At 68.3% G+C, this 25,361-nt stretch carries 21 protein-coding genes; 18 read left to right on the top strand and 3 right to left on the bottom strand.

Annotated elements, in window-relative coordinates:
* Positions 1–85: 85 nt before the first annotated feature.
* From WS49_RS03305 to WS49_RS03295, 3 genes are all read left to right on the top strand, one after another.
* The gene (locus WS49_RS03305; protein ID WP_059524452.1) at positions 86–901 is read left to right on the top strand and encodes an ABC transporter substrate-binding protein; all 816 of its coding nucleotides are present in this window, start codon (positions 86–88) and stop codon (positions 899–901) included.
* Positions 902–1,007: 106 nt separating this feature from the next.
* On the top strand, positions 1,008–1,730 hold the full coding sequence (locus tag WS49_RS03300) for an amino acid ABC transporter permease (RefSeq protein WP_059524450.1): 723 nt from the start codon (positions 1,008–1,010) through the stop codon (positions 1,728–1,730).
* A 2-nt stretch (positions 1,731–1,732) separates the two neighbouring features.
* Positions 1,733–2,455 carry an amino acid ABC transporter permease gene (locus WS49_RS03295; RefSeq protein WP_059524448.1) on the top strand — a complete coding sequence of 241 codons (723 nt, stop codon included), beginning with the start codon at positions 1,733–1,735 and terminating at the stop codon, positions 2,453–2,455.
* A gap of 63 nt (positions 2,456–2,518) precedes the next feature.
* Here WS49_RS03295 and WS49_RS03290 read toward each other — a convergent pair whose 3' ends face one another.
* Together WS49_RS03290 and WS49_RS03285 are read right to left on the bottom strand one after the other, a co-directional pair.
* Complete coding sequence (locus WS49_RS03290; protein WP_059524447.1) at positions 2,519–3,799, bottom strand: M23 family metallopeptidase; 1,281 nt, start codon at positions 3,797–3,799, stop codon at positions 2,519–2,521.
* Positions 3,800–4,110: 311 nt separating this feature from the next.
* Complete coding sequence (locus WS49_RS03285) at positions 4,111–4,776, bottom strand: TetR family transcriptional regulator (protein WP_059524445.1); 666 nt, start codon at positions 4,774–4,776, stop codon at positions 4,111–4,113.
* Between the two features lie 150 nt (positions 4,777–4,926).
* On the opposite strand from WS49_RS03285, the gene WS49_RS03280 reads away from it, so the two are divergent.
* The 8 genes from WS49_RS03280 (at position 4,927) to WS49_RS03245 (ending at position 17,874) form a co-directional block, all read left to right on the top strand.
* Positions 4,927–6,114 carry a MexX/AxyX family multidrug efflux RND transporter periplasmic adaptor subunit gene (locus WS49_RS03280; protein ID WP_059524443.1) on the top strand — a complete coding sequence of 396 codons (1,188 nt, stop codon included), beginning with the start codon at positions 4,927–4,929 and terminating at the stop codon, positions 6,112–6,114.
* 19 nt (positions 6,115–6,133) lie between these two features.
* Entirely contained in the window at positions 6,134–9,271 is a 3,138-nt protein-coding gene (locus tag WS49_RS03275) for a multidrug efflux RND transporter permease subunit (RefSeq protein WP_059524441.1), read from the top strand.
* Complete coding sequence (locus WS49_RS03270) at positions 9,268–10,734, top strand: efflux transporter outer membrane subunit (RefSeq protein WP_059524439.1); 1,467 nt, start codon at positions 9,268–9,270, stop codon at positions 10,732–10,734. Before WS49_RS03275 ends, WS49_RS03270 begins: the two co-directional genes overlap by 4 nt.
* 835 nt (positions 10,735–11,569) lie before the next feature.
* The gene (locus WS49_RS03265; RefSeq protein WP_059524437.1) at positions 11,570–12,082 is read left to right on the top strand and encodes a fimbrial protein; all 513 of its coding nucleotides are present in this window, start codon (positions 11,570–11,572) and stop codon (positions 12,080–12,082) included.
* A 122-nt stretch (positions 12,083–12,204) separates the two neighbouring features.
* A complete protein-coding gene (locus WS49_RS03260) occupies positions 12,205–14,658 on the top strand; it encodes a fimbria/pilus outer membrane usher protein (protein WP_059524436.1) in 2,454 nt (817 codons plus the stop codon).
* A gap of 16 nt (positions 14,659–14,674) precedes the next feature.
* Positions 14,675–15,421, top strand: a complete 747-nt coding sequence (locus WS49_RS03255; RefSeq protein WP_059524557.1) for a fimbrial biogenesis chaperone — start codon at positions 14,675–14,677, stop codon at positions 15,419–15,421.
* A complete protein-coding gene (locus WS49_RS03250; protein ID WP_059524434.1) occupies positions 15,418–16,449 on the top strand; it encodes a fimbrial protein in 1,032 nt (343 codons plus the stop codon). The genes WS49_RS03255 and WS49_RS03250 overlap by 4 nt, the downstream gene beginning before the upstream one ends.
* A gap of 48 nt (positions 16,450–16,497) precedes the next feature.
* Positions 16,498–17,874: a calcium-binding protein gene (locus WS49_RS03245; RefSeq protein WP_257127747.1), complete on the top strand. Its 1,377-nt coding sequence runs from the start codon at positions 16,498–16,500 to the stop codon at positions 17,872–17,874.
* 65 nt (positions 17,875–17,939) lie between these two features.
* On the opposite strand, the gene WS49_RS35910 is transcribed toward WS49_RS03245, so the two are convergent.
* Entirely contained in the window at positions 17,940–18,062 is a 123-nt protein-coding gene (locus tag WS49_RS35910; RefSeq protein WP_257127748.1) for an HHHH-motif protein, read from the bottom strand.
* A 428-nt stretch (positions 18,063–18,490) separates the two neighbouring features.
* Between WS49_RS35910 and WS49_RS03240 the strand changes: the two genes are divergently transcribed.
* From WS49_RS03240 to WS49_RS03210, 7 genes are all read left to right on the top strand, one after another.
* A complete protein-coding gene (locus tag WS49_RS03240) occupies positions 18,491–19,159 on the top strand; it encodes an RNA polymerase factor sigma-70 (protein WP_059524429.1) in 669 nt (222 codons plus the stop codon).
* 94 nt (positions 19,160–19,253) lie between these two features.
* Positions 19,254–19,496 (top strand): MbtH family protein, encoded by a 243-nt coding sequence (locus WS49_RS03235; RefSeq protein ID WP_059524427.1) that lies wholly within the window; start codon positions 19,254–19,256, stop codon positions 19,494–19,496.
* Between the two features lie 45 nt (positions 19,497–19,541).
* The gene (locus WS49_RS03230; protein ID WP_059524425.1) at positions 19,542–20,561 is read left to right on the top strand and encodes a TauD/TfdA family dioxygenase; all 1,020 of its coding nucleotides are present in this window, start codon (positions 19,542–19,544) and stop codon (positions 20,559–20,561) included.
* The gene (locus tag WS49_RS03225) at positions 20,551–21,402 is read left to right on the top strand and encodes an ABC transporter ATP-binding protein (RefSeq protein WP_059524424.1); all 852 of its coding nucleotides are present in this window, start codon (positions 20,551–20,553) and stop codon (positions 21,400–21,402) included. Before WS49_RS03230 ends, WS49_RS03225 begins: the two co-directional genes overlap by 11 nt.
* Complete coding sequence (fhuB, locus tag WS49_RS03220) at positions 21,399–23,492, top strand: Fe(3+)-hydroxamate ABC transporter permease FhuB (protein ID WP_059524421.1); 2,094 nt, start codon at positions 21,399–21,401, stop codon at positions 23,490–23,492. The genes WS49_RS03225 and fhuB overlap by 4 nt, the downstream gene beginning before the upstream one ends.
* Positions 23,489–24,289: a siderophore-iron reductase FhuF gene (fhuF, locus tag WS49_RS03215; protein WP_059524419.1), complete on the top strand. Its 801-nt coding sequence runs from the start codon at positions 23,489–23,491 to the stop codon at positions 24,287–24,289. Before fhuB ends, fhuF begins: the two co-directional genes overlap by 4 nt.
* Positions 24,286–25,338 (top strand): ABC transporter substrate-binding protein, encoded by a 1,053-nt coding sequence (locus tag WS49_RS03210; RefSeq protein WP_059524417.1) that lies wholly within the window; start codon positions 24,286–24,288, stop codon positions 25,336–25,338. The genes fhuF and WS49_RS03210 overlap by 4 nt, the downstream gene beginning before the upstream one ends.
* The last annotated feature ends 23 nt before the right edge of the window (positions 25,339–25,361 follow it).

Here is a 25,361-nt window from a genome sequence, read left to right as displayed (position 1 = left end):
CGACACACTCCGTCGCGATGTTCCTCGAACCGGCCGTCGCGCGATCCGCGGCGGCCCTCATGACAAATCAAATCAGGTCGTGCTCATGAAACTCCACACTCTCGCTACGTGGCTCGTCGGGGCCGCGCTCGTCACGGCCGGCACGGTCGCGCACGCGGACCGTCTCGACGACATCAGGAAGGCCGGCGTGCTCCGCGTCGCGACCTTCGACAGCAATCCGCCGTTCGGTTATGTCGACGGCAAGAGCAATCACATCGTCGGCCTCGACGTCGACTATGCGAAGGCGCTGGCCGACAAGCTCGGCGTGAAGCTGCAGTTGCAGCCGACCAATCCCGCGAACCGCATTCCGTTCCTGACTTCCGGCAAGGTCGATCTGGTGCTCGCGAACTTCACGATCACCGACGAACGCGCGAAGCAGGTCGACTTCAGCATCCCGTATTTCTCGTCGGGCCAGCAGTTTCTCGCGAAGAAGGGCGTGCTGAAATCGGCCGACCAGCTGAATAGCCTGCGCGTCGGCGCGGACAAGGGCACGACGAACGAAATCACGCTGCGCGAGAAATTCCCGAAGGCGACGATCGTCGCATACGACGACACGCCGTTCGCATTCGCCGCGCTGCGCGCCGGCAACGTGCAGGCGATCACGCAGGACGGGCCGAAACTGATCGGCCTGCTCGCGAACGTGCCCGACAAGCAGAACTACGAGATCCCGGCGTTCACGATCTCGAATGACTACATGGGCGTCGGTGTGCCGAAGGGCGAGACGCGCCTGCTCGGCTTCGTCAACGACACGCTGAAGGGCCTCGAGGCAAACGGCCGCGCGACGCAAATCTACGACGCGTGGTTCGGACCGACGACGAAGACGCCGCTCACGCGCATCTTCCGCATCGGCGACAAGACCTGAGTCGCACGCCAGGTGCGCCGCGTTCCGCCGCCGGCCACGCCGGTGCGCACGGATCGCGGCGCTTTCCGTTTTTTTTCGATCGCGTGCTTCGCACCCGCACCACGACATGCTCGGGTTGGCTCCCAAATATCTGTCCTGGCTCTGGCAGGGCTTCCTGCTGACGCTCGGCCTCGCGGCCGCGTCGGCGCTCGCCGCGACCATCGGCGGGCTGCTGCTCGCCGTCATGCGGCATGCGCGCGGCACGGGGCCGCGCACGCTCGCGGCCGGTTACGTCGTCGCGTTCCGCAACACGCCGCTGCTCGTGCAGTTGTTGTTCTGGTATTTCGGCGTGGCGTCGTTGCTGCCCGAGACGTGGGTCGCGTGGCTGAACGCGCGCCATCAACTCAGCGCGGACCCGCTCACGCTCGCGTGGCCGTCGTTCGAGTTCGTCGCGGGCTGGTTCGGGTTGAGCGCGTACACGGCCGCGTTCGTCGCCGAGGAATGCGAAGCCGGGCTGCGCGGCGTGCGCCGCGCGCAGCATGACGCAGCCGCGGCGCTCGGCCTCACGCCGATGCAGTCGCTGCGCTACGTGGTGCTGCCGCAGGCCGTGCGCATCGCACTGCCGCCGTTGTTCGGCCAATACATGAATCTCGTGAAGAACTCGTCGCTCGCGATGGCGATCGGCGTCGCCGAGCTGTCGTATGCGTCGCGGCAGGTCGAGACGGAGACGTTCAGGACCTTCGCTGCGTTCGGTGTCGCGACCGTGCTGTACATCGTCGCGGTGGCCGCGATCGAAGCCGGCGCCTATGCGGCCACGCAATGGCGTGACCGGCTCGGGGCGGGGCGCTGACGATGGACATCTCGCTGCTGCTCGACAACCTGCCGTACCTGCTCGTCGGCGCGTTCCCGGACGGCCCGCTCGGCGGTGCCGCGCTGTCGCTCGTGCTCGCGATCGCGTCGGCGATGGCGTCGGCGATCCTGGGCGTGGCGCTCGGCGTCGCGATGGCGCTCGCGCGCGGCCCGCTGCGCGTGCTGCTGCTCGCGTTCATCGGCTTCTTCCGCGCGATTCCGGTGCTGATGCTGATCTTCTGGACGTATTTCCTGATGCCGATGCTGCTGCACATGGACGTGCCGGGGCTCGCGACGGTCGTGTGCGCGCTGGCGCTGATCGGCGGTGCCTATCTCGCGCATGCGGTGCATGCGGGCATCGTCGCGGCCGGCGACGGGCAGTGGCAGGCGGGGCTGTCGCTCGGGCTCACGCGCTGGCAGACCGTGCGCTACGTGCTACTGCCGCAGGCGATCCGGATCATGACGCCGTCGTTCATCAACCAGTGGGTCGCGCTCGTGAAGGACACGTCGCTCGCGTATATCGTCGGCGTGCCGGAATTGTCGTTCGTCGCGACGCAGGTGAACAACCGGCTGATGGTGTATCCGGCGCCGATCTTCCTGTTCGTCGCGGCGATCTATCTCGTGTTGTGCACGTCGCTCGACGGCGCGGCGCGCTGGCTGCTGTCGCGTCGTCCGCGTGCGGAGCGCCTCGCGCGGGCGGCGGAGCGCACGGAACCGGCGCGGTGAAGGCCGCCCGCGTCGCCGCCGCTTGAACGGCGACGGGCGAGATGGTGCTTCGGCGCGCCTGCGTCAGGACGCGCTGTAGTGCGTATCGAAGACCGCGCGCAGCGTCGACGGACCGGTCGCGAAGTCGCCCCACAGCGGGCCGTCGGTCTGCGCGAATGCGAACGGCGTCGTACTGATCGACGCGAGGCGGAAGCGCCATTGCGCCGCTTCCTGGCGGAACGCGGTGAGCTGCATGTCGGACAGCCCCGTCTGCGCGCTCGCGAGCGTGACGAGCGGATCGACCGGATCGTTCGCGACGCGCACCTCGAAGTGCAGGTGCGGCCCGGTGGCGGCGCCGGTCATCCCGACCGAGCCGAGGCGCTGGCCCTGCTTCACGGTTTCACCGGTCTTCAGCCCGCGCGCGAACGCGGACAAATGCGCGTAGTAGGTCGAATAACCGTCCGCGTGATCGACGATCACGTAGTGGCCGTAACCGCCCGGGTCGGTGCCGACGAACGACACGACGCCGTCGGCCGCCGCATTGACGGGCGTGCCCGACGGCGCGGCGAGGTCGACGCCGGTATGGAACGCCATCGCCTGCGACAGCGGGTGGACGCGTTCGCCGAAGAACGAGCTGATGCGCGTCCATTTGACGGGCATCGTGAACGCGGCTGCTTCGAGCGGTGCGCCGTCGAGCGTGTAGTACGCGCCGTGGTCGGCGCCCGGCGCGCGGAACCAGATCGCGCCGAACGTGCGGCCTGCGACGCGCAGTTCGAGCGCGGTGAGGTGCGGCGTGCCGTTGTTGGTGTCGTACGCGACGCGGTAGTAGTCGCCGCGCTGGGCGCTGGCGCGCATCGCGACCTTGCCGGTGACGAGATCGCCGAGCTGGATGCGCACCTCGGGCGGCACGTCGAGACGGTTCAGCGTATCGGACAGCGTGAGTTCGATGTCGCCCGCGCGCATTCCGTGTTGCTGTTCGGGCGCCGCGAACTGGAACAGGTTCGTATAGCCGAGCATGTCGTTGCGGTGCGCGCTGAGCGGCGCGAACAGGCCCGGCTGCAGGCTGCGCTCGCCGCCGCGTTCATCGAGTTCGTTGCGCTCGCCGATCGTGCGCGCGAGTTCGCTCGTCACGAAATGCTGAGCGGTGGGAAACGGCGTGTCGGACAGCACGCGCTGCGGCAGCGCGGCCGTGCCCGAATCGACGGCGCCCGGCAGTTGCGAGACGGCCGGCAGCGCGGCGGCGAGACCGAAGGCGGCGAGGGCGCCGAGCACGGCGGCCGGCACGAGCGCGCGCACGAGGCGCTGCGCGCGGCCGGGCGCGAAAGCATCAGGGGTTGCGGCAGGCTTGACCAAGGGTGTCCACATCCAGGAAAGCGGTTCAAAGAGGTGTGGGCGGGAGCCATCGGCGGCATATCCGTCGGGTGGCGACGGGGCGGGCGACGGGCGTGCAACAAAACAGGCCCCGCCAGGGGCCTGTGTCGTTTCCGTTCGACCCAACTCGCGGGCAGGCCCGCTTCGAACGGCGGCGTGAACTTTCCGGGTCGCACCCGGATTATCACGAAGACGCTAAAGAAAGATGACAGCGTCAGTCTACCGATGTTCCGCGAAACGTTAAAAATTTTAAAGAGGGTCAGCGCATTCGTTTCGCACTGCGGTAAATCGGGTTAAATCAGCATTTATTGCGCGGCTTTGGGTTCGGCTGGCAATTTTTGCGCGCGCACGCGCAGCGCGGCAGATGTCCGGACGGCGTCGAAGCCCGCGTCGAGCATCGCTTCCGCGTCGGTCCACAGATTGCCGCGCAACCGGTTGGTCCAGATCATCGATGCGAACACGCCTTCGAGCAGCGACACGAGATAGACGGCCGCCAGATGCACGTCGAGATCGGCGGCGAGTTCGCCGGACGCGATTGCGCGGCGCAGCAGCGCCTTGGTGATGCGCAGCATCTGCAGCTCGAGCAGCATGCGGCGCCGCTGCAGCGCGCCGTTCTCCTCGCTTTGTTCGCACTTCGTATAGAGGATCACGAGCACGCGCTGCATCGCGCCTGGCTCGCCGCATTGCTGAAGATAGTGCGATGCCGCGCGGCGCAGCGTGGCGAACGCGGGCAGGTTGTCGACCGCGTCGAAGCCTTCCGACGTGCGCGCGAACGCGCGGTCGCACATCGCGAGACACACTTCCATCTTGTTGCGGTAGTGGCCGTACACGGCGCCCCGCGACATTCCGGCGGCCTCGGCGAGGTCCGCCATCGCGGTTTGCGCGACGCCTTTTTCGAGCAGGACGAGCTCGGCGGCGTCGAGGATCCGGTGCTTGATGGCGAGCGATTCTTCCCGGGTCTTGCGGGCCATGTCGTGAATTTCCTTACAGTTCGCTGTCGTTTTATTGAGACAGTAGGGCAGCCCGATTGCAACCGCCTGTATTTAATCAGTCGTGACTGATTATAATCGGCCACCCTGAGCCGCCGCATTGTATCGGCGGCGAACGATCCGAGGTCATACATGAATAACAAACGCTCCCTGGGGCGCCGCCTCCGGCTGGCGCCGTTCGCGCTCGCGGCCATGCTGCTCGTGACCGGATGCGGAAAGGGCGAACAGGACAAGGCGCCGGAGGCCATTCAGCACGCGACGGTCGTCACGGTGCGTCCGACGGCCGTGCCGATGACCGTCGAATTGCCCGGCCGGCTCGACGCGTATCGGCAAGCGGAGGTGCGCGCGCGGGTCGCGGGCATCGTCACCGCGCGAACTTACGAAGAAGGCCAGGAAGTGAAGCAGGGCGCGGTGCTGTTCCGCATCGACCCCGCGCCGCTGAAGGCCGCGCGCGACGCCGCACAGGGCGCGCTCGCGAAGGCGCAGGCCGCCGCGCTCGCGGCGAGCGACAAGCGTCGCCGTTACGACGACCTGGTGCGCGACCGCGCGGTCAGCGAGCGCGATCACACGGAGGCCGTTGCCGACGACACGCAGGCGAAGGCCGGCGTCGCTTCGGCGAAGGCCGAGCTCGCCCGCGCGCAACTGCAACTCGACTACGCGACCGTCACCGCGCCGATTTCGGGCCGCGCGCGACGCGCGCTCGTCACCGAAGGCGCGCTCGTCGGCCAGGACCAGGCAACGCCGCTCACGACCGTCGAGCAGCTCGATCCGATCTACGTGAATTTCTCGCAGCCGGCGGCCGACGTCGATGCGTTGCGCCGCGCGGTGAAGAGCGGGCGCGCGACGGGCATCGCGCAGCACGACGTCACGGTGACGCTGCTGCGCGCCGACGGCACCGCGTATCCGCTGAAGGGCAAGCTGCTGTTCAGCGATCTCGCGGTCGACCCGACCACCGATACCGTTGCGATGCGCGCGCTGTTCCCGAATCCCGAACGCGAACTGCTGCCGGGCGCGTACGTGCGGATCGCGCTCGACGCGGCCGTCGATCAGCGCGCGATCCTCGTGCCGCGCGATGCGCTGCTGCGCACGGCCGACCGCACGTCGGTGCGCGTGGTCGGCGCGAACGGCAAGGTGCAAGACGTCGAGGTCGTCGCCGACCGGATGAGCGGACGCGATTGGCGCATCACGCGCGGCCTCGCCGGCGGCGAGCGCGTGATCGTCGACAACGCCGCGCAGTTCGCGCCCGATACCGCCGTCAAGCCCGTCGAGCAGGCAACGCCGACGAAGGCCGCGTCACAGGCGGCCGCCCGTCAAACCTGACCGGTTCACCGAGACCAACATGGCACGTTTCTTCATCGATCGCCCCGTCTTCGCGTGGGTGATCGCACTCTTCATCATGCTCGGCGGCGCGTTCGCGATACGCGCGCTGCCCGTCGCGCAGTATCCGGACATCGCGCCACCCGTCGTCAGCATTTATGCGACGTACCCGGGCGCGTCCGCGCAGGTCGTCGAGGAATCGGTGACCGCGCTGATCGAGCGCGAGATGAACGGCGCGCCGGGGCTGCTGTATACGTCCGCGACGAGCAGCGCCGGCGCGGCGTCGCTGTACCTGACGTTCAGGCAGGGCGTCAACGCCGATCTCGCGGCCGTCGAGGTGCAGAACCGGCTGAAGACGGTCGAGGCGCGGCTGCCCGAACCCGTGCGGCGCGACGGCATCCAGGTCGAGAAGGCCGCCGACAACATCCAGCTCGTCGTATCGCTGACGTCGGACGACGGCCGGATGACCGACGTGCAGCTCGGCGAATACGCGTCGGCAAACGTCGTGCAGGCGCTGCGCCGCGTCGACGGCGTCGGCCGCGTGCAGTTCTGGGGCGCCGAATATGCGATGCGGATCTGGCCCGACCCGGTGAAGATGGCCGGGCACGGCCTCACCGCGTCGGATATCTCGTCGGCCGTGCGCGCGCACAACGCGCGCGTGACGATCGGCGACATCGGGCGCAGCGCGGTGCCGAACAGCGCGCCGATCGCCGCGACGGTATTCGCCGACGCGCCGCTGAAGACGCCGGCCGACTTCGGCGCGATCGCGCTGCGCACGCTGCCGGACGGCGCCGCGCTCTACCTGCGCGACGTCGCGCGCATCGAATTCGGCGGCAACGACTACAACTATCCGTCGTACGTGAACGGCAAGGTTGCGACCGGGATGGGCATCAAGCTTGCGCCGGGCTCGAACGCGGTGGCCACCGAGAAGCGCGTGCGCGCGACGATGGACGCGCTGTCCGCGTACTTCCCGCCGGGCGTGAAATACCAGATTCCGTACGAGACGTCGTCGTTCGTGCGCGTGTCGATGAACAAGGTCGTCACGACGCTGATCGAGGCCGGCGTGCTGGTGTTCCTCGTGATGTTCCTGTTCATGCAGAACCTGCGCGCGACGCTGATTCCGACGCTCGTCGTGCCGGTCGCGCTCGCGGGCACGTTCGGCGCGATGTATGCGGCCGGCTTCTCGATCAACGTGCTGACGATGTTCGGGATGGTGCTCGCGATCGGCATTCTCGTCGACGATGCGATCGTCGTCGTCGAGAACGTCGAGCGGCTGATGGTCGAGGAGGGGCTCGGGCCATACGAAGCGACCGTCAAGGCGATGACGCAGATCAGCGGCGCGATCGTCGGCATCACGGTCGTGCTGACGTCGGTGTTCGTGCCGATGGCGTTCTTCGGCGGGGCGGTGGGCAACATCTATCGGCAGTTCGCGCTCGCGCTCGCGGTATCGATCGGCTTCTCGGCGTTTCTCGCGCTGTCGCTGACGCCCGCGTTGTGCGCGACGCTGCTCAAGCCGGTGTCCGGCGACCATCACGAGAAGCGCGGCTTCTTCGGCTGGTTCAACCGCTTGGTCGCACGTGCGACGCAGCGTTATGCGGCACGCGTCGGCACGATGCTGAAGAAGCCGGTGCGCTGGCTCGTCGTGTACGGCGCGCTGACGGCGGCGGCCGCGCTGATGCTCACGCAATTGCCGACCGCGTTCCTGCCCGACGAGGACCAGGGCAACTTCATGGTGATGGTGATCCGGCCGCAGGGCACGCCGCTCGCGGAAACCATGCAGAGCGTGCGCGAGGTCGAGTCGTATGTTCGCCACAACGAGCCGGCCGCGTACACGTTCGCGCTCGGCGGCTTCAACCTGTACGGCGAAGGGCCGAACGGCGGGATGATCTTCGTCACGCTGAAGAACTGGAAGGAACGCAAGGCCGGGCGCGATCACGTGCAGGCGATCGTCGCGCGCATCAACGAGCGCTTCGCGGGTGCGGCGAACACCACGGTGTTCGCGATGAACTCGCCGGCGCTGCCCGATCTCGGTTCGACGAGCGGCTTCGACTTCCGGCTGCAGAATCGCAGCGGGCTGGACTACGCGACGTTCAGTGCCGCGCGCGAGCAACTGCTCGCGGCGGGCGGCAAGGATCCGGCGCTCGCCGACCTGATGTTCGCCGGCACGCAGGACGCGCCGCAGCTCAAACTCGACATCGATCGCGCGAAGGCGTCGGCGCTCGGCGTGTCGATGGAAGAGATCAACACGACGCTCGCGGTGATGTTCGGCTCCGACTACATCGGCGACTTCATGCACGGCACGCAGGTGCGCCGCGTGATCGTGCAGGCCGACGGGCTGCACCGGCTCGATCCGGACGACGTGAAGAAGCTGCGCGTGCGCAACGCGCGCGGCGAGATGGTGCCGCTCGCGGCGTTCGCGACGCTGCACTGGACGCTCGGGCCGCCGCAGCTCACGCGCTACAACGGCTATCCGTCGTTCACGATCAACGGTTCGGCCGCGCCGGGGCACAGCAGCGGCGAGGCGATGGCCGCGATCGAGCGGCTCGCCGCGAAGCTGCCGGCCGGCATCGGCCACGCGTGGTCGGGGCAGTCGTTCGAGGAGCGGCTGTCGGGCACGCAGGCGCCGATGCTGTTCGCGCTGTCGGTGCTCGTCGTGTTCCTCGCGCTTGCCGCGCTGTACGAAAGCTGGTCGATCCCGTTCGCGGTGATGCTGGTCGTGCCGCTCGGCGTGATCGGCGCGGTGCTCGGCGTCACGCTGCGCGCGATGCCGAACGACATCTATTTCAAGGTGGGGCTGATCGCGACGATCGGGTTGTCCGCGAAGAACGCGATCCTGATCGTCGAAGTCGCGAAGGATCTGGTCGCGCAGCGCATGTCGCTCGTCGACGCCGCGCTCGAGGCCGCGCGCCTGCGGCTGCGGCCGATCGTGATGACGTCGCTTGCGTTCGGCGTCGGCGTGCTGCCGCTCGCGTTCGCATCGGGCGCCGCGTCCGGCGCGCAGATGGCGATCGGCACCGGCGTGCTCGGCGGCGTGATCACGGCGACGGTGCTCGCGGTGTTTCTCGTCCCGCTGTTTTTCGTGAGCGTCGGTCGCCTGTTCGACGTCGGCCCGCGCCGGCGCGGCGGATCGCAACCGGCGACGATGGAGGGTTCGCAATGACGTTTTACCTGAAGGCGTGCGCGACGCCGCGGGCTCGGGTCGCGCTGGCCGCCGCACTCGCGTTCGCGCTCGCCGGCTGCTCGCTCGCGCCGCGCTACGAGCGCCCGGCGGCGCCGGTGCCGGCCAGCTATACGCCGGTCGATGGCGACACGCCGCAGGCGGTCGAGGCGGCTGCGCCCGCCGATGCCGCGCTGCTCGACGACTGGCGCGCATATTTCACCGATCCTGCGCTGCAGGCGTGGATCGACGCGGCGCTCGCGAACAACCGCGACCTGCGGATCGCGGCCGGCCGGCTCGACGAAGCGCGCGCGCTGTACGGCGTGCAGCGCGCGGACCTGATGCCGTCGGTCGACGCGAACCTCGGCTACGAACGCACGCGCCAGTACGACCCGGTCGTGCGCGAGAGCGCGGTGAGCGGGCTGTATCGTGCGGGCGTGGGCGTCAGCGCGTACGAGCTCGACCTGTTCGGCCGCGTGCGCAACCTGTCCGACGCGGCGCTCGCCGAGTATTTCGCGACGGCCGACGCGCAGCGCACGGTGCGTATCGGCGTGATTGCCGAAGTCGCCGGCGCGTATGTTTCCGAACGGTCGTTGCGCGAGCAACTGGCGCTGGCGCAGCGCACGCTCGACGCGCGCGAGCGCATCGCCGCGCTCACGCAGCGCCGCTACGCGGCCGGCACGAGCGACGCGATCGAGTTGCGCTCGGCCGAGATGCTGGTCGCGTCCGCGCGTGCGTCGCAGGCCGCGCTGCAGCGCGAACACGCGCAGTCGGTGCGCGCGCTGCAATTGCTCGCCGGCGATTTTGCACGCACCGTGCCGGCCGACGGCACCGCGTTCGACACGCTCGCGATCGCGCCGGTGACGCCCGGCGCGCCGAGCGCGCTGCTCGAACGGCGGCCGGACATCCGGCAGGCCGAGTCGCGGCTCAAGGCCGCGAACGCGCAGATCGGCGCCGCGCGCGCGGCGTTCTTCCCGCGCATCGCGCTGACGACCGATTACGGTTCGGTCAGCGATGCGTTCTCGAGCCTGTTCGCGGGCGGCACGAGCGTGTGGACGTTCGCGCCGCGCATCACGCTGCCGATCTTCGCGGGCGGCCACAATCGCGCGAATCTCGACGTCGCGAACGCACGCAAGCACATCGCGGTCGCCGAATACGAGAAGACCGTGCAGACCGCATTCCGCGAAGTGGCCGACGCGTTCGCCGCGCGCGACTGGATCGATCGCCAGCTCGCCGCGCAGCAGGACGTCTACGCGGCCGACGGCGCGCGGCTGAAGCTCGCCGAGCGCCGCTACGCGGGCGGCGTCGCGACGTATCTTGAACTGCTCGACGCGCAGCGCAGCACGTACGAGTCGGGGCAGGAGTTGATCCGGCTCAAGGAGCGCAGGCTCGCGAATGCGATCGCGTTGTATCGCGCATTGGGCGGCGGATGGGCGCCGGCATCTGCCGGGGCGGCTGCCGTGTGATGCTCCGCCCGGGCCGGGCGGCGATGGCGCATCGCGAGATGCCGTCGCCCCCGGTTGGCATCGCCTTTGTCGGGGTACCGGCAGAGATCGCCGACGCGTGACATCCGCGCTTCGTCTTCCACGTTTATCTCCTGGCTGTCGAGCCGAAGGCCTGCCTTCGACTCGACACGCATCCCGGCCCGAGCATGCCGGACTTCCTTCTTTCCGATCCCGACCAATCCGCTGAAACGTCGTCTGCGCATCGTCGCAAACGGGCGCCGAATGTCGTGGCGGCGCACGGCACGACACGCGACTTTTAATCCGGGATTGACGATTCGATTAATTCACGTATTGCGAATAATACGGGGCGGCAAAGTGTCGCGGTAAAACGTTTGTGCGAATTGCGCAATCGTTTGCGCGAAAATTGCAGCTGACGAAAATCGCTCGTTAATTTCCTGTCAGTTGAAAATCGACGATTGCTATCGTTGCGGTCGAACAACGATGGCGGGATTGGACAGAATTTTGTCTTTCACGGATGGTGATATTGGAAAGCCTTGCCCGGAAAGGCGGAGTGGGGTGTCAGCATTTGAGAAAAAGAAATGCCGTTAATTTTCAGTAGGTTCTGGGAAATTAAAAAGGACTTCGGACGAAAATATCGGAATTGTGAATTTCAGGGAAAGAGTGCGTTTGAAGATGGGGGAATTGAAGATTGTCATGGGCGATTTGACAATCATTTACAGAATTCTTTCATTCCTATCTCGATAATGCCGCCTCGTGACGGACGGGAGCCAACCACACGCTGCCTTTTGTATCCGCCACGTCGTCCATTCCCTTTGCAATTCACACGGAAAACGTCATGAAAAAATCCCTCCTGACCGCTGTCGCACTCGCAGCCCTGTCCACCTCGGCCTTCGCAGAGGGCACCGGCACGATCAACTTCACGGGCGAGATCGTCGCGGGCGCATGCGGCATCGATTCGGGTTCGGTCAACCAGACCGTGAACCTCGGCAAGGTGCCGACCCACACGTTCAAGCAGGCCGGCGACAAGTCCACGCCGACCAACTTCGACATCAAGCTGACCGACTGCGACACGAGCATCGCGCAGAACGCGTACTTCACGTTCACGGGCACGTCGAGCGCGGGCCAGCCGAAGCTGCTCGCCACGATCGGCTCGGCGACCAACGTCGGCATCCGCCTGCAGTCTGCGTCGGGTGAATACCTCGACAACGGCGCGGAGCAAAAGGCGCCGACCGTGCTGCAGAACGGCACGAACGTCGCACGCTTCGCGGCGATGTACGAAGCGACGGCAGCCGGCGTGACGCCGGGTACCGCCGACGGCGTCGCGAACTTCACGGTTCGCTACCAGTAAGCGTCCGTACCGGAGAAGGGGTGCGCGCACCCTTTCTCCGTCCTCGTTTCCTTCCCGCTTCCTTTTCCTCGGACTTCCGGTAGCGCCGCGTGCGAATCAGACATTCCTTCCTTTGCGTCTCCGTGCTGGTGGTCGGCAGCCAGAGCCATGCGACGGAATTCAATTCGTCGTTCCTCGACATCGACGGCACGAACAACGTCGACCTGTCGCAGTTCTCCCAGGCCGACTTCACGCTGCCGGGCGAATACATGCTCGACGTGCAGGTCAACGACCTGTTCTACGGGTTGCAGGCGATCCAGTTCATCGCGCTCGATGCGTCCGGCGCCGGCAAGCCGTGCCTGCCGCCGGAACTCGTCGCGCAGTTCGGACTGAAGCCGTCGCTCGCGAAGGACCTGCCGCGCTTCCAGGGCGGCCGTTGCGTCGATCTCGGCGCGATCGAGGGGGCAACCGTGCGCTACCTGAAGAGCGACGGACGCCTCAAGATCACGATTCCGCAGGCCGCGCTCGAGTTCACCGATTCGACCTATTTGCCGCCCGAGCGCTGGTCCGAGGGGATTCCGGGCGCGATGCTCGACTATCGCGTGATCGCGAACACGAACCGCAGCTTCGGTGCCGGCGGCGCACAGACGAATTCGATCCAGGCCTACGGCACGATCGGCGCGAACTGGGATGCGTGGCGTTTTCGCGGCGACTACCAGGCGCAGTCGAACGTGGGCAACACGGCGTACGCGGACCGCACGTTCCGCTTCAGCCGGCTTTACGCATTTCGCGCGCTGCCGTCGATCCAGTCGACGGTGACGTTCGGCGACGACTACCTGAGCTCGGACATTTTCGACACGTTCGCGCTGACCGGCGCGTCGATCCGCAGCGACGACCGCATGCTGCCGCCTTCGCTGCGCGGCTATGCGCCGCTGATCTCGGGTGTCGCGCGCACCAATGCGACCGTGACCGTGTCGCAGGCGGGGCGCGTGCTGTACGTGACGCGCGTGTCGCCGGGCGCGTTCGCGCTGCAGAACATCAACACGAGCGTGCAGGGCACGCTCGACGTCGCGGTCGAGGAAGAGGACGGCAGCGTGCAGCGCTTCCAGGTGACGACCGCCGCCGTGCCGTTTCTCGCGCGCACCGGACAACTGCGCTACAAGGCCGCCGTCGGCAAGCCGCGGCAGTTCGGCGGCGCAGGCATCACGCCGTTTTTCGGCTTCGGCGAAATCGCATACGGCCTGCCGCTCGACGTCACGGTGTACGGCGGCTTCATCGCGGCATCGGGCTATACGTCGATCGCGCTCGGCGTCGGCCGTGATTTCGGCACGTTCGGGGCGGTGTCGGCCGACGTCACGCATGCGCGCGCGCGGCTGTGGTGGAACGGCGCGACACGCAACGGCAACTCGTACCGCATCAACTATTCGAAGCACTTCGACGGGCTCGACGCGGACGTGCGCTTCTTCGGCTATCGCTTTTCCGAACGCGAGTACACCAACTTCGCGCAGTTCTCCGGCGACCCGACCGCGTACGGCCTCGCCAACAGCAAGCAGCGCTACTCGGCGACGATGTCGAAGCGCTTCGGCGACACGTCGACCTATTTCTCGTACGACCAGACGACTTACTGGGCGCGCTCGTCCGAGCAGCGCGTGGGCCTCACGCTGACGCGCGCGTTCTCGATCGGCGCGCTGCGCAACCTGAACGTCAGCGTGTCGGCGTTCCGCACGCAGAGCGCGGGCGCGAGCGGCAATCAGTTTTCGGTGACCGCGACGCTGCCGATCGGCGGCCGCCACACCGTCACGTCGAACCTGACGACGGGCAGCGGCAGCACGAGCGTGAACGCGGGTTACATCTACGACGATCCGGACGGTCGCACCTACCAGGTCAACGCAGGCGCGACCGACGGCCGCGCGGCGGCGAACGCGAGCTTCCGCCAGCGCACGTCGACGTATCAGCTGACCGCGCAGGCGTCGACGCTCGCCAACGCGTATGCGGCCGCGTCGCTCGAAGTCGACGGCTCGTTCGTCGCGACCCGGTATGGCGTGTCCGCGCACGCGAACGGCAACGCCGGCGATACGCGCCTCCTGGTCTCGACCGACGGCGTGCCCGACGTGCCGCTGTCCGGCACGCTCACGCATACCGACTCGCGCGGCTATGCGGTGCTCGACGGGATCTCGTCGTACAACGTGTACGACGCGACCGTCAACGTCGAGAAGCTTCCGCTCGAAGTGCAGGTGTCGAACCCGATCCAGCGCATGGTGCTGACCGACGGCGCGATCGGCTTCGCGAAGTTCAACGTCGCGCGCGGCAGCAACCTGTACCTGACGCTGACCGACGCGGCCGGCAAGCCGCTGCCGTTCGGCGCGTCGGTGCAGGACGCGGCGAACGGCAAGGAGCTCGGCATCGTCGGCGAGGGCGGGGCGGCGTTCCTGACGCAGGTTCAGCCGAAATCCGCGCTCGCGGTGCGCGCGGGCGAGCGCACGCTGTGCACGGTGGACGCACTGCCCAATCAGCTTCAACTCGAAGGCACGCCGATTCCGGTGACGTGCCAGACGCCCGGCGAGTCGCATGCAGCGGCCGCACGGGCCGAACGATGATTTCACGGATCCAGCGATGAACCCAGCTTTCTCTCTTTCCTTCCTGCGACGCGCGTCGTGCATGCTGGCCGCGGCCGGCGCGCTGGCGGCCGGTGTCGCGCACGCGGCGATCGTGCCGGACCGCACACGCGTGATCTTCAACGAAGGCGAACAGGCCGCGATCGTCACCATCACGAACAAGAGCACGACGTATCCGTATCTCGTGCAGTCGTGGCTGGAGGACGCGAAGGGCAACAAGATCACGTCGCCGCTGATGGTCGTGCCGCCGCTGCAACGCGTCGAGGCGAACGAGCGCAACGTGCTGCGGATCGCCAGGCTGCCGGGCGCTGCGCTGCCGGCCGATCGCGAATCGGTCTTCTACCTGAACATCCGCGAAGTGCCGCCGAAGTCCGATACGCCGAACACGCTGCAGATCGCGCTGCATACGCAGATGAAGCTGTTCTACCGGCCGAAGGCCGTGCAGCCGGCGCGCGACGAGGACTGGACGCTGCCGATGACGCTGCGCGTCGACGCGGGGGCGCACAGGCTCGTGTTCGACAACCCGACGCCGTACCACGTGACGGTGATCGAGGTGACGGCGGGCGCGCAGAAGACGCCGGTGCCGATCGAGCCGGTGATGGTGAGCCCGATGAGCACGGCCGACGTGCCGTTCAAGGCGGCGACGCCGTCGACGCTGTTCGTCACGCACATCGACGATTACGGCGGCCAGGTGGCGGTCGAATATGCGTGCGACGCGGGTGCGTGCAAGAGCGTGAAGAAATGAGCGGCATGCGACGAAACAGGATCGAGTCGAGAATGCGGGCGTGGCTCAGGTGGTGTGTGATCGGGCTGTTCTTTGCGTTGGCGCAGCCGGCGTGGGCTGTGCGCTGCATCGCAAACAACGGCGGTGTGTCGCTGACGGAAGCGATCGGCAATGTTGCGTCGTATCCGACCGATGCACCGGATGGGTACGTGATCTGGGTGTCGCCGCCGCGCACGACGACGGGATACTGCTACAAGGATCTCGGCGGCAGGGAGAAGACGTACGGTGAATGGATCTATTTCTATGCGAACCCTGAAAAGCAGACCCCGGCTGCGTGGGGTCTCGAAATCGGCATTCGCTATCTTGGTGAAGATTACTTCGGCCGCAGCAGTCAGCCCGGCGATGGCGTACAGACGAAAACCTATGTGGAGGAATGCAAGCTGAGCGACGCGGAGGTCAAGGCAGGGCGTTGCGAAAAGTTTCCGCTGAGCATCACCTATCAGATCGTGGTGCGCAAGCGCGGCAACTGGTCGCAGCCGCCATCCGACATCTATGCGGTGTTCCAGTTCGACGGCAGGGGCGGTCTGAACTACATCAATCCGAGCTTTCGCTACAAGCTGAGCGGCCTGCAGAAACTGAAACCGACGCCTTGTCTCGTCGATGTGAAGGTCACGCCTGAACCCGGCATCGTGAAGTTCGGCCAGGTTCAGGCCACGGGCAACGGCTTCTTGCCAGCGGTGCCGCGCAAGTCGTTCAGTCTCGCGCTGACCAAGCAATGCAACGTGGCGGTGCGCGTGGACGGCTACTTCGAGACATCGCAGACGGTGCAGAACGGGCTGCTCGTGCCGGACCCGAAGAGCAATTTCGGCATCGGCATCGAGGACAGAAACGGCAAGGCGATTGCGTTCAACCAACAGTTCGTGCTCGCCCAGATGCCGGGAAGTGTGAACTACCAGAGCGTGACGCTTGATGCCGTTCTGAAGGCGTTCGGACCGCCGAAGATCGGTCCGTTCAACGGCACGGCGACGATCCGGTTGTTTATCTACTGACGCATGCGAGCGCGGCCCGAGCGGATATATGCCGTGCAAGGCAGGCCGATGGCCGAGCGTCTTTTTTCGGGGGAGATGAAAATGCATCTGAAGGGCACCATGGCGGCGACGCTATTCGTTGCTTCGACGGTGGGCGCGGCTCACGCACAGACGATATCGGCGGGTGGTTATTCGCTGACCGTGATCGGCGACCTGGGCGGGCCGCGCGACATGCGGTACGACGGCAATGCCGTCAGCGCGGACGGCAAGACGATCATCGGTTCCTTCTGGAGCGAAGCGCAGCCCGGTAACTCGATGGCCTTCTCGTGGTCGGCCGCGACGGGCTGGCAGCGGCTGGCCGCGCCGGCGAACGCCTATGACTCGATGGCACAAACGGTGTCGGCCGACGGGCAGGTGATCGGCGGATCGATCAGCGCGCGCCAGACGGAAAGCAGCAATCTCGATCGATGGGCGGTGCGATGGCCCGGTGACGGTCGCACGCAGAAACTCGTTCCGGATACGGCGGGCCGGGGCGCATCGGTCGAAGTCGCGAACCTCGGCGGCACGAGGATGGCGGGCCGCTTTACGACGACAGACGGCCGGAATGCACGGTTCATGTGGGACCAGCCGAGGGGTTTCCGCGAGTTGCTGCCGGGCGGCGACTATATCGTGCATCTCCTGTCGATGACCTCGTCAGGGAATGCGGCAGCCGGGTTCGCCGGCAATGTCGACGGCGTGTATGGCTCGCGTGCGTTCCTTTGGACAGAACGAATCGGTGAACGACTATTGCCGACGATCAACGCGGGCGTGGCGAGAATGGATCAGGCCCGTGGCGTGACCGAAGACGAACGGACGATCGCCGGCGCGCTTGGCACCCTGGTGGTCACGCCGGATGGACAACGGGTCGACTCGGAGGCGGTGCTGTGGACGAACGGCGGTGACAGCATCCAGCGGCTCGGTTTTCTCGACGGTGACGACAGCAGCTACGCGTTATCGATCAGTACGGACGGGCGGGTCGTCATCGGCGCATCGAGCAACCGGCAGACCGGTATCGAGCGCGTCTTCGTGTGGACGCCGCAAAGCGGCATGCGCAGCCTCGTTGCGTTGCTCGAAGCGGCCGGCCTGTCGGTCGGCACGCTGAACTTGGCCAACGTGATCGGCGTGAGCCCCGACGGGCAGACTATCACGGGGCAGGGCTATCGCGACGGCGATCCCGACTATAGGCCGCAGTTCTGGCAAGTGCACATCGATGCGGCGACCCTGCGCGCGTTGCAGCCGGCGAGCCCGGGCGCCGACGCATTGCGGGTGCGGGCTTCGCCGCGGAAGGCGGCGTCACGCATGCTGGTGGCAAAGCCGAACGCAGCGATGCAGCGAGGCGCCTGCCGCATGCCCGTCAGCCCGGCGCAGCTCGCGCGATGCCTGCCGCGGTTGCAGGCCGCACGCTAGCGAGCGTGGTCGCACGCAGGTGAAGCGATGAAACAAGGCGCCGGTTTTCCGGCGCCTTGTTTCGTTTACCGCACCCAGCGGCACACCCTGTGATGGTGATGATCGAAGTGACACACGCGGTGCGGATGCGCTTCGGCGATGGCCGGCACGAGCACGGCGGCGGTGAGCGATTTCAGTAGCGTTTTCATGTTGCATTCCTGATCGTTGAAAAGTGAATCACGGGAAGAGGGAGCGCCTTACCACTGCGGCCGCTGATCGTCGCGTCCGTCGTCCCGATGGTCGTCTTATCCGCGGGGATGCTGCGCTTCCCAGTCACGGCGCTCCCAGTAGCGATTGCCGTCCGAGTAACGATCGCCATGCCAGCCGATCGGGACCTGCAGGCGCTTTGTCAGACGCGTGAAAGATCGTGTCGATGGGTCGCAGGTCGGTCGCGCCGTTCGGATGGGCCAATCACCACGTACCGAACCAGCCGCCGTGCGTCCCCTCCACCCGGGCAACGATTCCGCCAATTGATCAGACAAATCCCGATAACTGGAAGGGGCATTCGGTAATCGGATTGAGAATGATTTGCGTTTACGTTAAATTGCGCTATCTCGAAATCTGACGGAGCAGATCGATGGCTATGGCGGAAGTGCTCGAACGACCGGCAGCGGCAACGGCGAACCCGTTCCTCGGCAGTTATCCGGACCGGCCGTCGCGCCCCGCGCCGCGTGCGCGCCGCACCGCCGAGCCGCATGCGCAGGGCGCGCTGCTCGACGTGCTGATTTCCCATCGGGCGATGCTCGTCAACGTCGCGCGCGGCTTCGTCGGTTGTGCGAGCCGCGCCGAGGACGTCGTGCACGACGTGTTCGTGAAGCTCGTCGAATTCCCGAACCAGGACGCGGTGCGCCAGCCGGTCGCGTACGTGACGCGGATGGTGCGCAACGCATCGATCGACGCGTGCCGCCGGCAAAGCCTCGAGAACGTCTATCACACGGAAGAGGACGACGGCTTCGACGTGCCGTCGCCGGAACCGACGCCCGAAGCCGCGCTGATGACGCGCGACACGCTGCGCCGCGTGTGGGCCGCGCTCGACGACCTGCCGGCGCGCAGCCGCGCGGCGTTCGAGATGGTGCGGCTGCGCGAGGAGACGCTGCAGACCGCGGCGCGCGCGCTGAACGTGTCGCAAACGCTCGTGCATTTCATGGTGCGCGACGCGGAGCGGCACTGCGCGGAATGCCTCGACGCGTGCCATCGCGGCGACGCGTGTCCGGCGTTCCTCGGCAGCCGCGCGCGGCGGCGGTAAAAAAACGCGCCGGCCAATCGTCTTCAAGACAGGAGCGGCCGATCCGACGATTCGCCGCTTCGCCTCCCTCAACCGCCTCCCGCTTTTTTCGATCATGACGCAAGCCACGACGCCTTCCGCCGACACCGACGACCTCGTCTACACGGTCGTCATCAACGACGAAGAACAGTATTCGATCTGGCCGACGTTCCGGCCCGTGCCGGCCGGCTGGTGCGAGGTCGGCGTGCGCGGCCCCAAGGCCGACTGCCTCGCGCACATCGAGACCGTCTGGACCGACATGCGCCCCGCGAGCCTGCGCCGCGCGATGGACGGCGATCGCGCGACGCGCGCGTCGTGACCCGCTGCGCCGCGTGCGCGGCGCGCCACCTGAAGAGGACGTTGCATGACCTTGCTTTCGTTGCCGACGCTCGACGACCTGCGTATCGAGCCGGGGCTGCCCACCGTCGTGTCGCCGCGCGGCGCCGACGGCATGTCGATCGACGAGATCGCGCCGCTCGCGCATGCGATCGCGGCCGACACGCTCGAACGGGCGGGCGGTGTGCTGTTCACGGGCTTTCACGTGCCGTCGATCGATGCGTTCCAGCAGTTCGCGGCGTCGTTCGGCGATCCGCTGATCGGCTACGAATACGCGTCGACGCCGCGCAGCCAGGTCGAAGGCGCCGTCTACACGTCGACCGAATACCCGCCGCATCGCGCGATTCCGCTGCACAACGAGCAGTCGTACACGCGCGAGTGGCCGCTGCGGATCTGGTTCCATTGCGCGCTCGCGGCGCCGACGGGCGGTGCGACGCCGATCGCGGACAGCCGCGCCGTCTATCGCGCGCTCGATCCGGCGCTGGTCGCGCGCTTCGAGCAGCGCGAGCTGCTGTACGTGCGCAATTTCGGCCAGGGGCTCGACCTGCCTTGGCAGCAGTCGTTCGGCACGGACGAGCCGGCCGAGGTCGAGCGGATGTGCGCGGCGCGCGGAATCGAATGCGCATGGCGCACCGATGACGACGGCGAACTGCTGTTGCGCACGCGCGAACGCTGCCAAGCCGTCGCGCGCCATCCGCGCACCGGCGATCGCGTGTGGTTCAACCAGGCGAACCTGTTTCACCTGTCCGCGCTCGACGACGACATGCAGGAAGCGCTCGTCGACGCGGTCGGGCTCGAGAACGTGCCGCGCAACGTGTATTACGGCGACGGCGCGCCGCTCGAGGCCGACGCGCTCGCGGAAATCCGCGACGTGCTCGATCGCCGGCGCATCGTGTTCCCGTGGCGGACGGGCGACGTGCTGATGCTCGACAACATGCTGACCGCGCACGCACGCGACCCGTTCGACGGGCCGCGCAAGGTGGTCGTCGCGATGGCGCAAAGTTACACGGTCCCGCGCGCGGCCGAGCGGAGGACCGATGACGCGTAGTCCCGCCGCGCTCGCCGCGCGCGGATTGACGGTGGGTTATCGCGACCATGTCGTGATCGACGGGCTGGACCTGTCGATCGCGGCCGGCCGCGTGACGGCGCTGTGCGGTCCGAACGGCTGCGGCAAGAGCACGCTGTTGCGCACGCTCGCGGGCCTGCAGCCCGCGCGTGCGGGCCACATCGACGTGAACGGCAGGCCGCTCGCGTCGTTTCGCCGTCGCGCGCTCGCGCGCGAGCTGACGATGCTCGCGCAGTTCAACCAGATTCCGTCGGGGCTGACCGTGCGCGAGCTGGTCGCGTACGGCCGCTACGCGTATGGCGGTTTCCTGCGCGGGCTGTCGCGCGCCGACCATGCGGCGATCGACGAGGCGCTCGTCACGAGCGGCCTCGCCCGCGACGCCGAGCGTGACGTCGGCGCGCTGTCGGGCGGCGAGCGGCAACGCGCGTGGATCGCGATGGCGCTCGCGCAGCAGGCGCCGATCGTGCTGCTCGACGAGCCGACGACCTATCTCGACATCCATCACCAGCTCGACATCCTCGACGCGCTGCGCGCGCTGAACCACGCGCGCGGGCTGACGATCGTGTGGGTCCTGCACGACCTCAACCAGGCGGCCGCGTACAGCGACGACATCGTGCTGATGCGCGCCGGCCGCCTCGTCGCGCAGGGCTCGCCCGACGCGATGCTGGAACCGGCGCGGCTGCGCGCGGCGTTCGGCGTCGACATGCTGAAGCTCGCGCATCCGCAGACGGGCGCGCCGATGTGCGTGCCGGCCTACGGACCGCCGGCATCCGGCACGGCGGGCGCGTTCGATCGTGCCGTTCAACGGGATATCGCCGTATGACGACGTTCGCGTTGCGCAAGCGGCTCGCGGCGCGCGGGCAGCGCGCGGCATCCGGCCGCCGTGCCGGCGTGCTCGCATTCGGCCTCGTCGCGTTGATCGCGGCGCTGGCCGTGCTGCGCGTTGCACCGGACCTGCGCGTGTGGTGGAACGCGGTACCGGGCAGCGACGCGGCCGCGCTCGCGGGCGTGTTCCTGTTCGACCTCAACCTGCCGCGTGTCGCGGCCGCGCTCGTCGCGGGCGGCTGCCTCGGCATCGCGGGCGCGCTGTTCCAGTCGCTCACGCGCAACCCGCTCGCGTCGCCCGACCTGCTCGGCGTGACGGGCGGCGCCCAGCTCGGCCTGCTCGCGGCGATGCTGGTGCCGGCGCTCGCCGGTGTCGCGTCGGTGCCGCTGCTGTTCGTGTGCGGGCTGATCGCCGCCGCGTGCGCGATCGTCGCGGCGGGCGGCTGGCGCGCGACACCGCTGCGGCTCGTGCTCGCGGGCAGCGTCTGCATGCTGCTGTTCGCGGCGCTGTCGACGCTCGTGCTCGCGTTTTTCGAGCAGAACATCGCGGGCGCGGCGCTGTGGACCAACGGCAGTCTCTATCAACCCGGCGCGACCGGGCTCGCGCTCGCCATGCGCTGGCTCGTCGTGCCGCTGCTGACGCTGCCGTTCGTGATCCGGCCGCTGAATCCGCTCGCGCTCGGCGACGAGGCGGCGGCCGCGGCCGGCGTGCGCGTCGACGCGGCGCGGCTCGCCGCGACGATCGTCGCGGTCGCGTTCACGAGCGTGGCCGTCAGCATCGCCGGCCCGCTGTCATATGTCGGGCTCGTCGCGCCGAACCTGCTGCGTCAGGTGCGCGGCGCACGCGCGGCCCGGCTCGGCGTGCTGGCGCCGCTGTCGGCGCTCGCGGGCGGCGCGCTCGTGCTCGTCACCGACAGCGCGGTGCTCGCGTCGGGCCTCGACGCGACGCTGTCGACCGGCGTCGCGATCGCGCTCGTCGGCACACCGCTGATGCTCGCGATGATCCGGCGCGGCGCCGCATGGTCGGGCGTGCTGCACGCACAAGCCGAACGCGCGGCCGGCAGCGGGTCGACGCGGATGGTCGCCTGGCTCGAGCGGCTCGGCTGGCCGCTGCGCACCGCGTTGTTCGTCGCGGCCGGCGGGCTCGTCGTGTGCGTCGGCGTGTCGGCCGGTCCCGAATGGCTGTCGCCGGCACGCTGGTCCGCCGCGCTGGCGGGTCACGATGCCGTCGCGCGGATGCTGATCGACCTGCGCCTGCCGCGGCTGCTGTGCGCGCTTCTCGCGGGTGCGTTGCTGGCCGCGAGCGGGGTCGCGATGCAGAGCGTCGTGCGCAACCCGCTCGCGGGGCCCGAAGTGCTCGGCGTCACGCAGGGCGCGGGGCTCGTCACGCTGTTCGCGCTGTCGACGTGGCCGCTGATGGGGCACGTGACGCTCGCCGTGGCCGCGTTGACCGGCGGTGCGCTGTCGCTCGCGATCACGCTCGTGCTGAATCACCGGCATCGTTACGCACCGCTCGCGGTCGCGCTGACCGGCATCGTGATCGGCGCGTTGTGGACCACGCTCGCGCAATGGCTGATCACGCAGGAAAGCGTGCAGCCCGCGCGCTTCGTCGTGTGGCTCGTCGGCGGCACCTATGGCCGCGGGTGGGGCGAGGTGTCGATGCTGCTGCCGTGGTGCGTGCTCGCCGTCCCCGTATTCGCATGGCTCGCGCGGCCGCTCGACATGCTCGCGCTCGGCGACGACCAGGCGGCCGCGCTCGGCCTGCCGGTCGCCGCGTTGCGGCCCCTCGCGCTGACGGTCGCGACGCTCGCCGCGTGCGCGGCCGTCGCGGCGGTCGGGCCGGTCGGCTTCATCGGGCTGATGGCGCCGCACGTCGCGACGATGCTCGGCGCGCGCCGGCATCGCACGCGGCTGTGGCTTGCGGCCGCATGCGGCGCGCTGATCCTCGGGTGCGCCGACCTGGCCGCCCGCACGGTCGTCGCGCCGCGCGAAGTGCCCGCCGGCGTGCTGACCGCGCTGATCGGCGCGCCGTATCTGCTCGGGCTGCTGATCCTCGAGGGGCGCCGCGCCCGGCGCGCGGGGCGATGACGCCGGCGCTCGACGGTGCACGCGCCACGCGCTTTTCCGCGTTCGCGCCCGAACCGTTCGCCGAGCATCTCGATGCGGTGTGGCTCGGGGTGCCCGACGACGCGCATGCGCCGGGCCGGATCGTCGTGCCCGTCGGCGCGCTGCCCGATCATCGCGATGCGCTGCTCGACGCGATGGTCCGTCACTACGGCGGCGATCCGGCGCAGCACGCGCGCGCGCTGATGTCGCAATGGAGCAAGTACTACTTCGGCCGCGCGGCGCCTGCCGGCGTGGTTGCCGCACTGACGCTGGGCCGGCCGCTCGACATGGCGCCGGAGCGCACGTTCGTCGCGCTCGACGACGGGATGCCGGCCGCGCTGTATTTCGCGCCGGACGCGCTCGGCGCGCCGTGCGTCGCGCCCGCGCCGCGCTACGCGGGGCTCGTCGCGCATCTCGGCACGGTGATCGACCTGCTCGCGGCGATGGGCCGCGTCACGCCGCGCGTGCTGTGGAGCAACGCGGGCAACCTGCTCGACTATCTGCTCGGCACGTACCGTTCGCTGCCATGCGCGGCCGATCCCGCTCGCGATGCCGACTGGCTGTTCGGCGCGTCCTGCGTCGACGGCGAGCCGAATCCGCTGCGCCTGCCGGTGCGCGACGCCGTGCCGCGCTCGCCGCTGCTGCCGACGCCGTTTCGCGCGCGCCGCGTGTGCTGCCTGCGCTATGAAATTCCTGGAGAAACGCAACTGTGTGGAAGCTGCCCGCTGCTATTGACGATGGACGACGCGGCGCTGGCCGAGCAGGATGCGATCCGGTGACGCCGGCGCCGCATGCCGGCCGTCGCCATGCGCTCGGCGCACTGGCCGCGCTCGGCGCCGCATGCTGCGGCGCGCTGGCCGCGCCGGCCGCCGCGGTCGCGAACGACGCGCGCGGCGGGCTGGGCGGGCTGGGCGGCATGCCTTCGCAATCGGGCCGCTCGCTCGCCGGCAACCCCGTCGTATCGCAGGCGAGCGCGACGATGCCCGTGCGGCCGCAACGCGTGGTCGCGCTCGACTTCATGTTCGCCGAAAGCGTGATCGCGCTCGACATCGTGCCGGTCGGCATGGCCGATACCGCGTTCTATCCGGGTTGGCTCGGCTACGAGAGCGACCGGCTCGCGCACGTGACCGACGTCGGCTCACGTCAGGAGCCGGGGCTCGAGGCGATCGCCGCGGTGAAGCCCGACCTCATCATCGGCGTCGGCTTCCGGCATGCGCCGATCTTCGCCGCGCTCGACCGGATCGCGCCGACGATCCTGTTCCAGTTCAGCCCGAACGTGTCGGAAGACGGCGTGCCCGTCACGCAGCTCGACTGGATGCGCCAGATCTTCCGGACGATCGGCACCGTGACCGGGCGCGATGCGCGCGCGAAGGCGGTCGAAGCACAACTCGACGCGGGGATCGCGCGCAACGCGTCGCGGCTCAGGGCGGCGGGACGCGGCGGCGAACGCATCGCACTGCTGCAGGATCTCGGGTTGCCCGATCGCTACTGGGCGTATACCGGCAACAGCACGTCGGCGGGCCTCGCGCGCGCGCTCGGGCTCGACCCGTGGCCGAAGAAGCCGACGCGGGAAGGCACGCTTTACGTGACGTCCGCCGATCTGCTCCGGCAACGCGATCTCGCCGTGCTGTTCGTCACCGCGACGGGGATGGACGTGCCGCTTTCGTCGAAACTCGATTCGCCGGTGTGGCGTTTCGTGCCTGCGCTGCGTGAACGCAGGATCGCGCTCGTCGAACGGAACATCTGGGGGTTCGGCGGCCCGATGTCGGCGCTGAAGCTGGCCGACGTGATGACCGATACGCTGCTGAAGCTGCCGGCCGTGCGCTGAACGCGCGGCTTGTCGCTCGCGGG

This window comes from Burkholderia sp. RF7-non_BP4, assembly GCF_001521935.1.
GTDB lineage: Bacteria > Pseudomonadota > Gammaproteobacteria > Burkholderiales > Burkholderiaceae > Burkholderia > Burkholderia diffusa.
The sequence above is the reverse complement of the archived record's forward strand: the minus strand, read 5'-3'. Positions and strand labels throughout refer to the sequence as shown.

Coding starts and splice junctions, on each gene's coding strand:
- WS49_RS03305 (WP_059524452.1), top strand. CDS start 86: ATGAAACTCCACACTCTCGCTACGTGGCTCGTCGGGGCCGCGCTCGTC.
- WS49_RS03300 (WP_059524450.1), top strand. CDS start 1,008: ATGCTCGGGTTGGCTCCCAAATATCTGTCCTGGCTCTGGCAGGGCTTC.
- WS49_RS03295 (WP_059524448.1), top strand. CDS start 1,733: ATGGACATCTCGCTGCTGCTCGACAACCTGCCGTACCTGCTCGTCGGC.
- WS49_RS03290 (WP_059524447.1), bottom strand. CDS start 3,799: ATGTGGACACCCTTGGTCAAGCCTGCCGCAACCCCTGATGCTTTCGCG.
- WS49_RS03285 (WP_059524445.1), bottom strand. CDS start 4,776: ATGGCCCGCAAGACCCGGGAAGAATCGCTCGCCATCAAGCACCGGATC.
- WS49_RS03280 (WP_059524443.1), top strand. CDS start 4,927: ATGAATAACAAACGCTCCCTGGGGCGCCGCCTCCGGCTGGCGCCGTTC.
- WS49_RS03275 (WP_059524441.1), top strand. CDS start 6,134: ATGGCACGTTTCTTCATCGATCGCCCCGTCTTCGCGTGGGTGATCGCA.
- WS49_RS03270 (WP_059524439.1), top strand. CDS start 9,268: ATGACGTTTTACCTGAAGGCGTGCGCGACGCCGCGGGCTCGGGTCGCG.
- WS49_RS03265 (WP_059524437.1), top strand. CDS start 11,570: ATGAAAAAATCCCTCCTGACCGCTGTCGCACTCGCAGCCCTGTCCACC.
- WS49_RS03255 (WP_059524557.1), top strand. CDS start 14,675: ATGAACCCAGCTTTCTCTCTTTCCTTCCTGCGACGCGCGTCGTGCATG.
- WS49_RS03250 (WP_059524434.1), top strand. CDS start 15,418: ATGAGCGGCATGCGACGAAACAGGATCGAGTCGAGAATGCGGGCGTGG.
- WS49_RS03245 (WP_257127747.1), top strand. CDS start 16,498: ATGGCCGAGCGTCTTTTTTCGGGGGAGATGAAAATGCATCTGAAGGGC.
- WS49_RS35910 (WP_257127748.1), bottom strand. CDS start 18,062: ATGAAAACGCTACTGAAATCGCTCACCGCCGCCGTGCTCGTGCCGGCC.
- WS49_RS03240 (WP_059524429.1), top strand. CDS start 18,491: ATGGCTATGGCGGAAGTGCTCGAACGACCGGCAGCGGCAACGGCGAAC.
- WS49_RS03235 (WP_059524427.1), top strand. CDS start 19,254: ATGACGCAAGCCACGACGCCTTCCGCCGACACCGACGACCTCGTCTAC.
- WS49_RS03230 (WP_059524425.1), top strand. CDS start 19,542: ATGACCTTGCTTTCGTTGCCGACGCTCGACGACCTGCGTATCGAGCCG.
- WS49_RS03225 (WP_059524424.1), top strand. CDS start 20,551: ATGACGCGTAGTCCCGCCGCGCTCGCCGCGCGCGGATTGACGGTGGGT.
- fhuB (WP_059524421.1), top strand. CDS start 21,399: ATGACGACGTTCGCGTTGCGCAAGCGGCTCGCGGCGCGCGGGCAGCGC.
- fhuF (WP_059524419.1), top strand. CDS start 23,489: ATGACGCCGGCGCTCGACGGTGCACGCGCCACGCGCTTTTCCGCGTTC.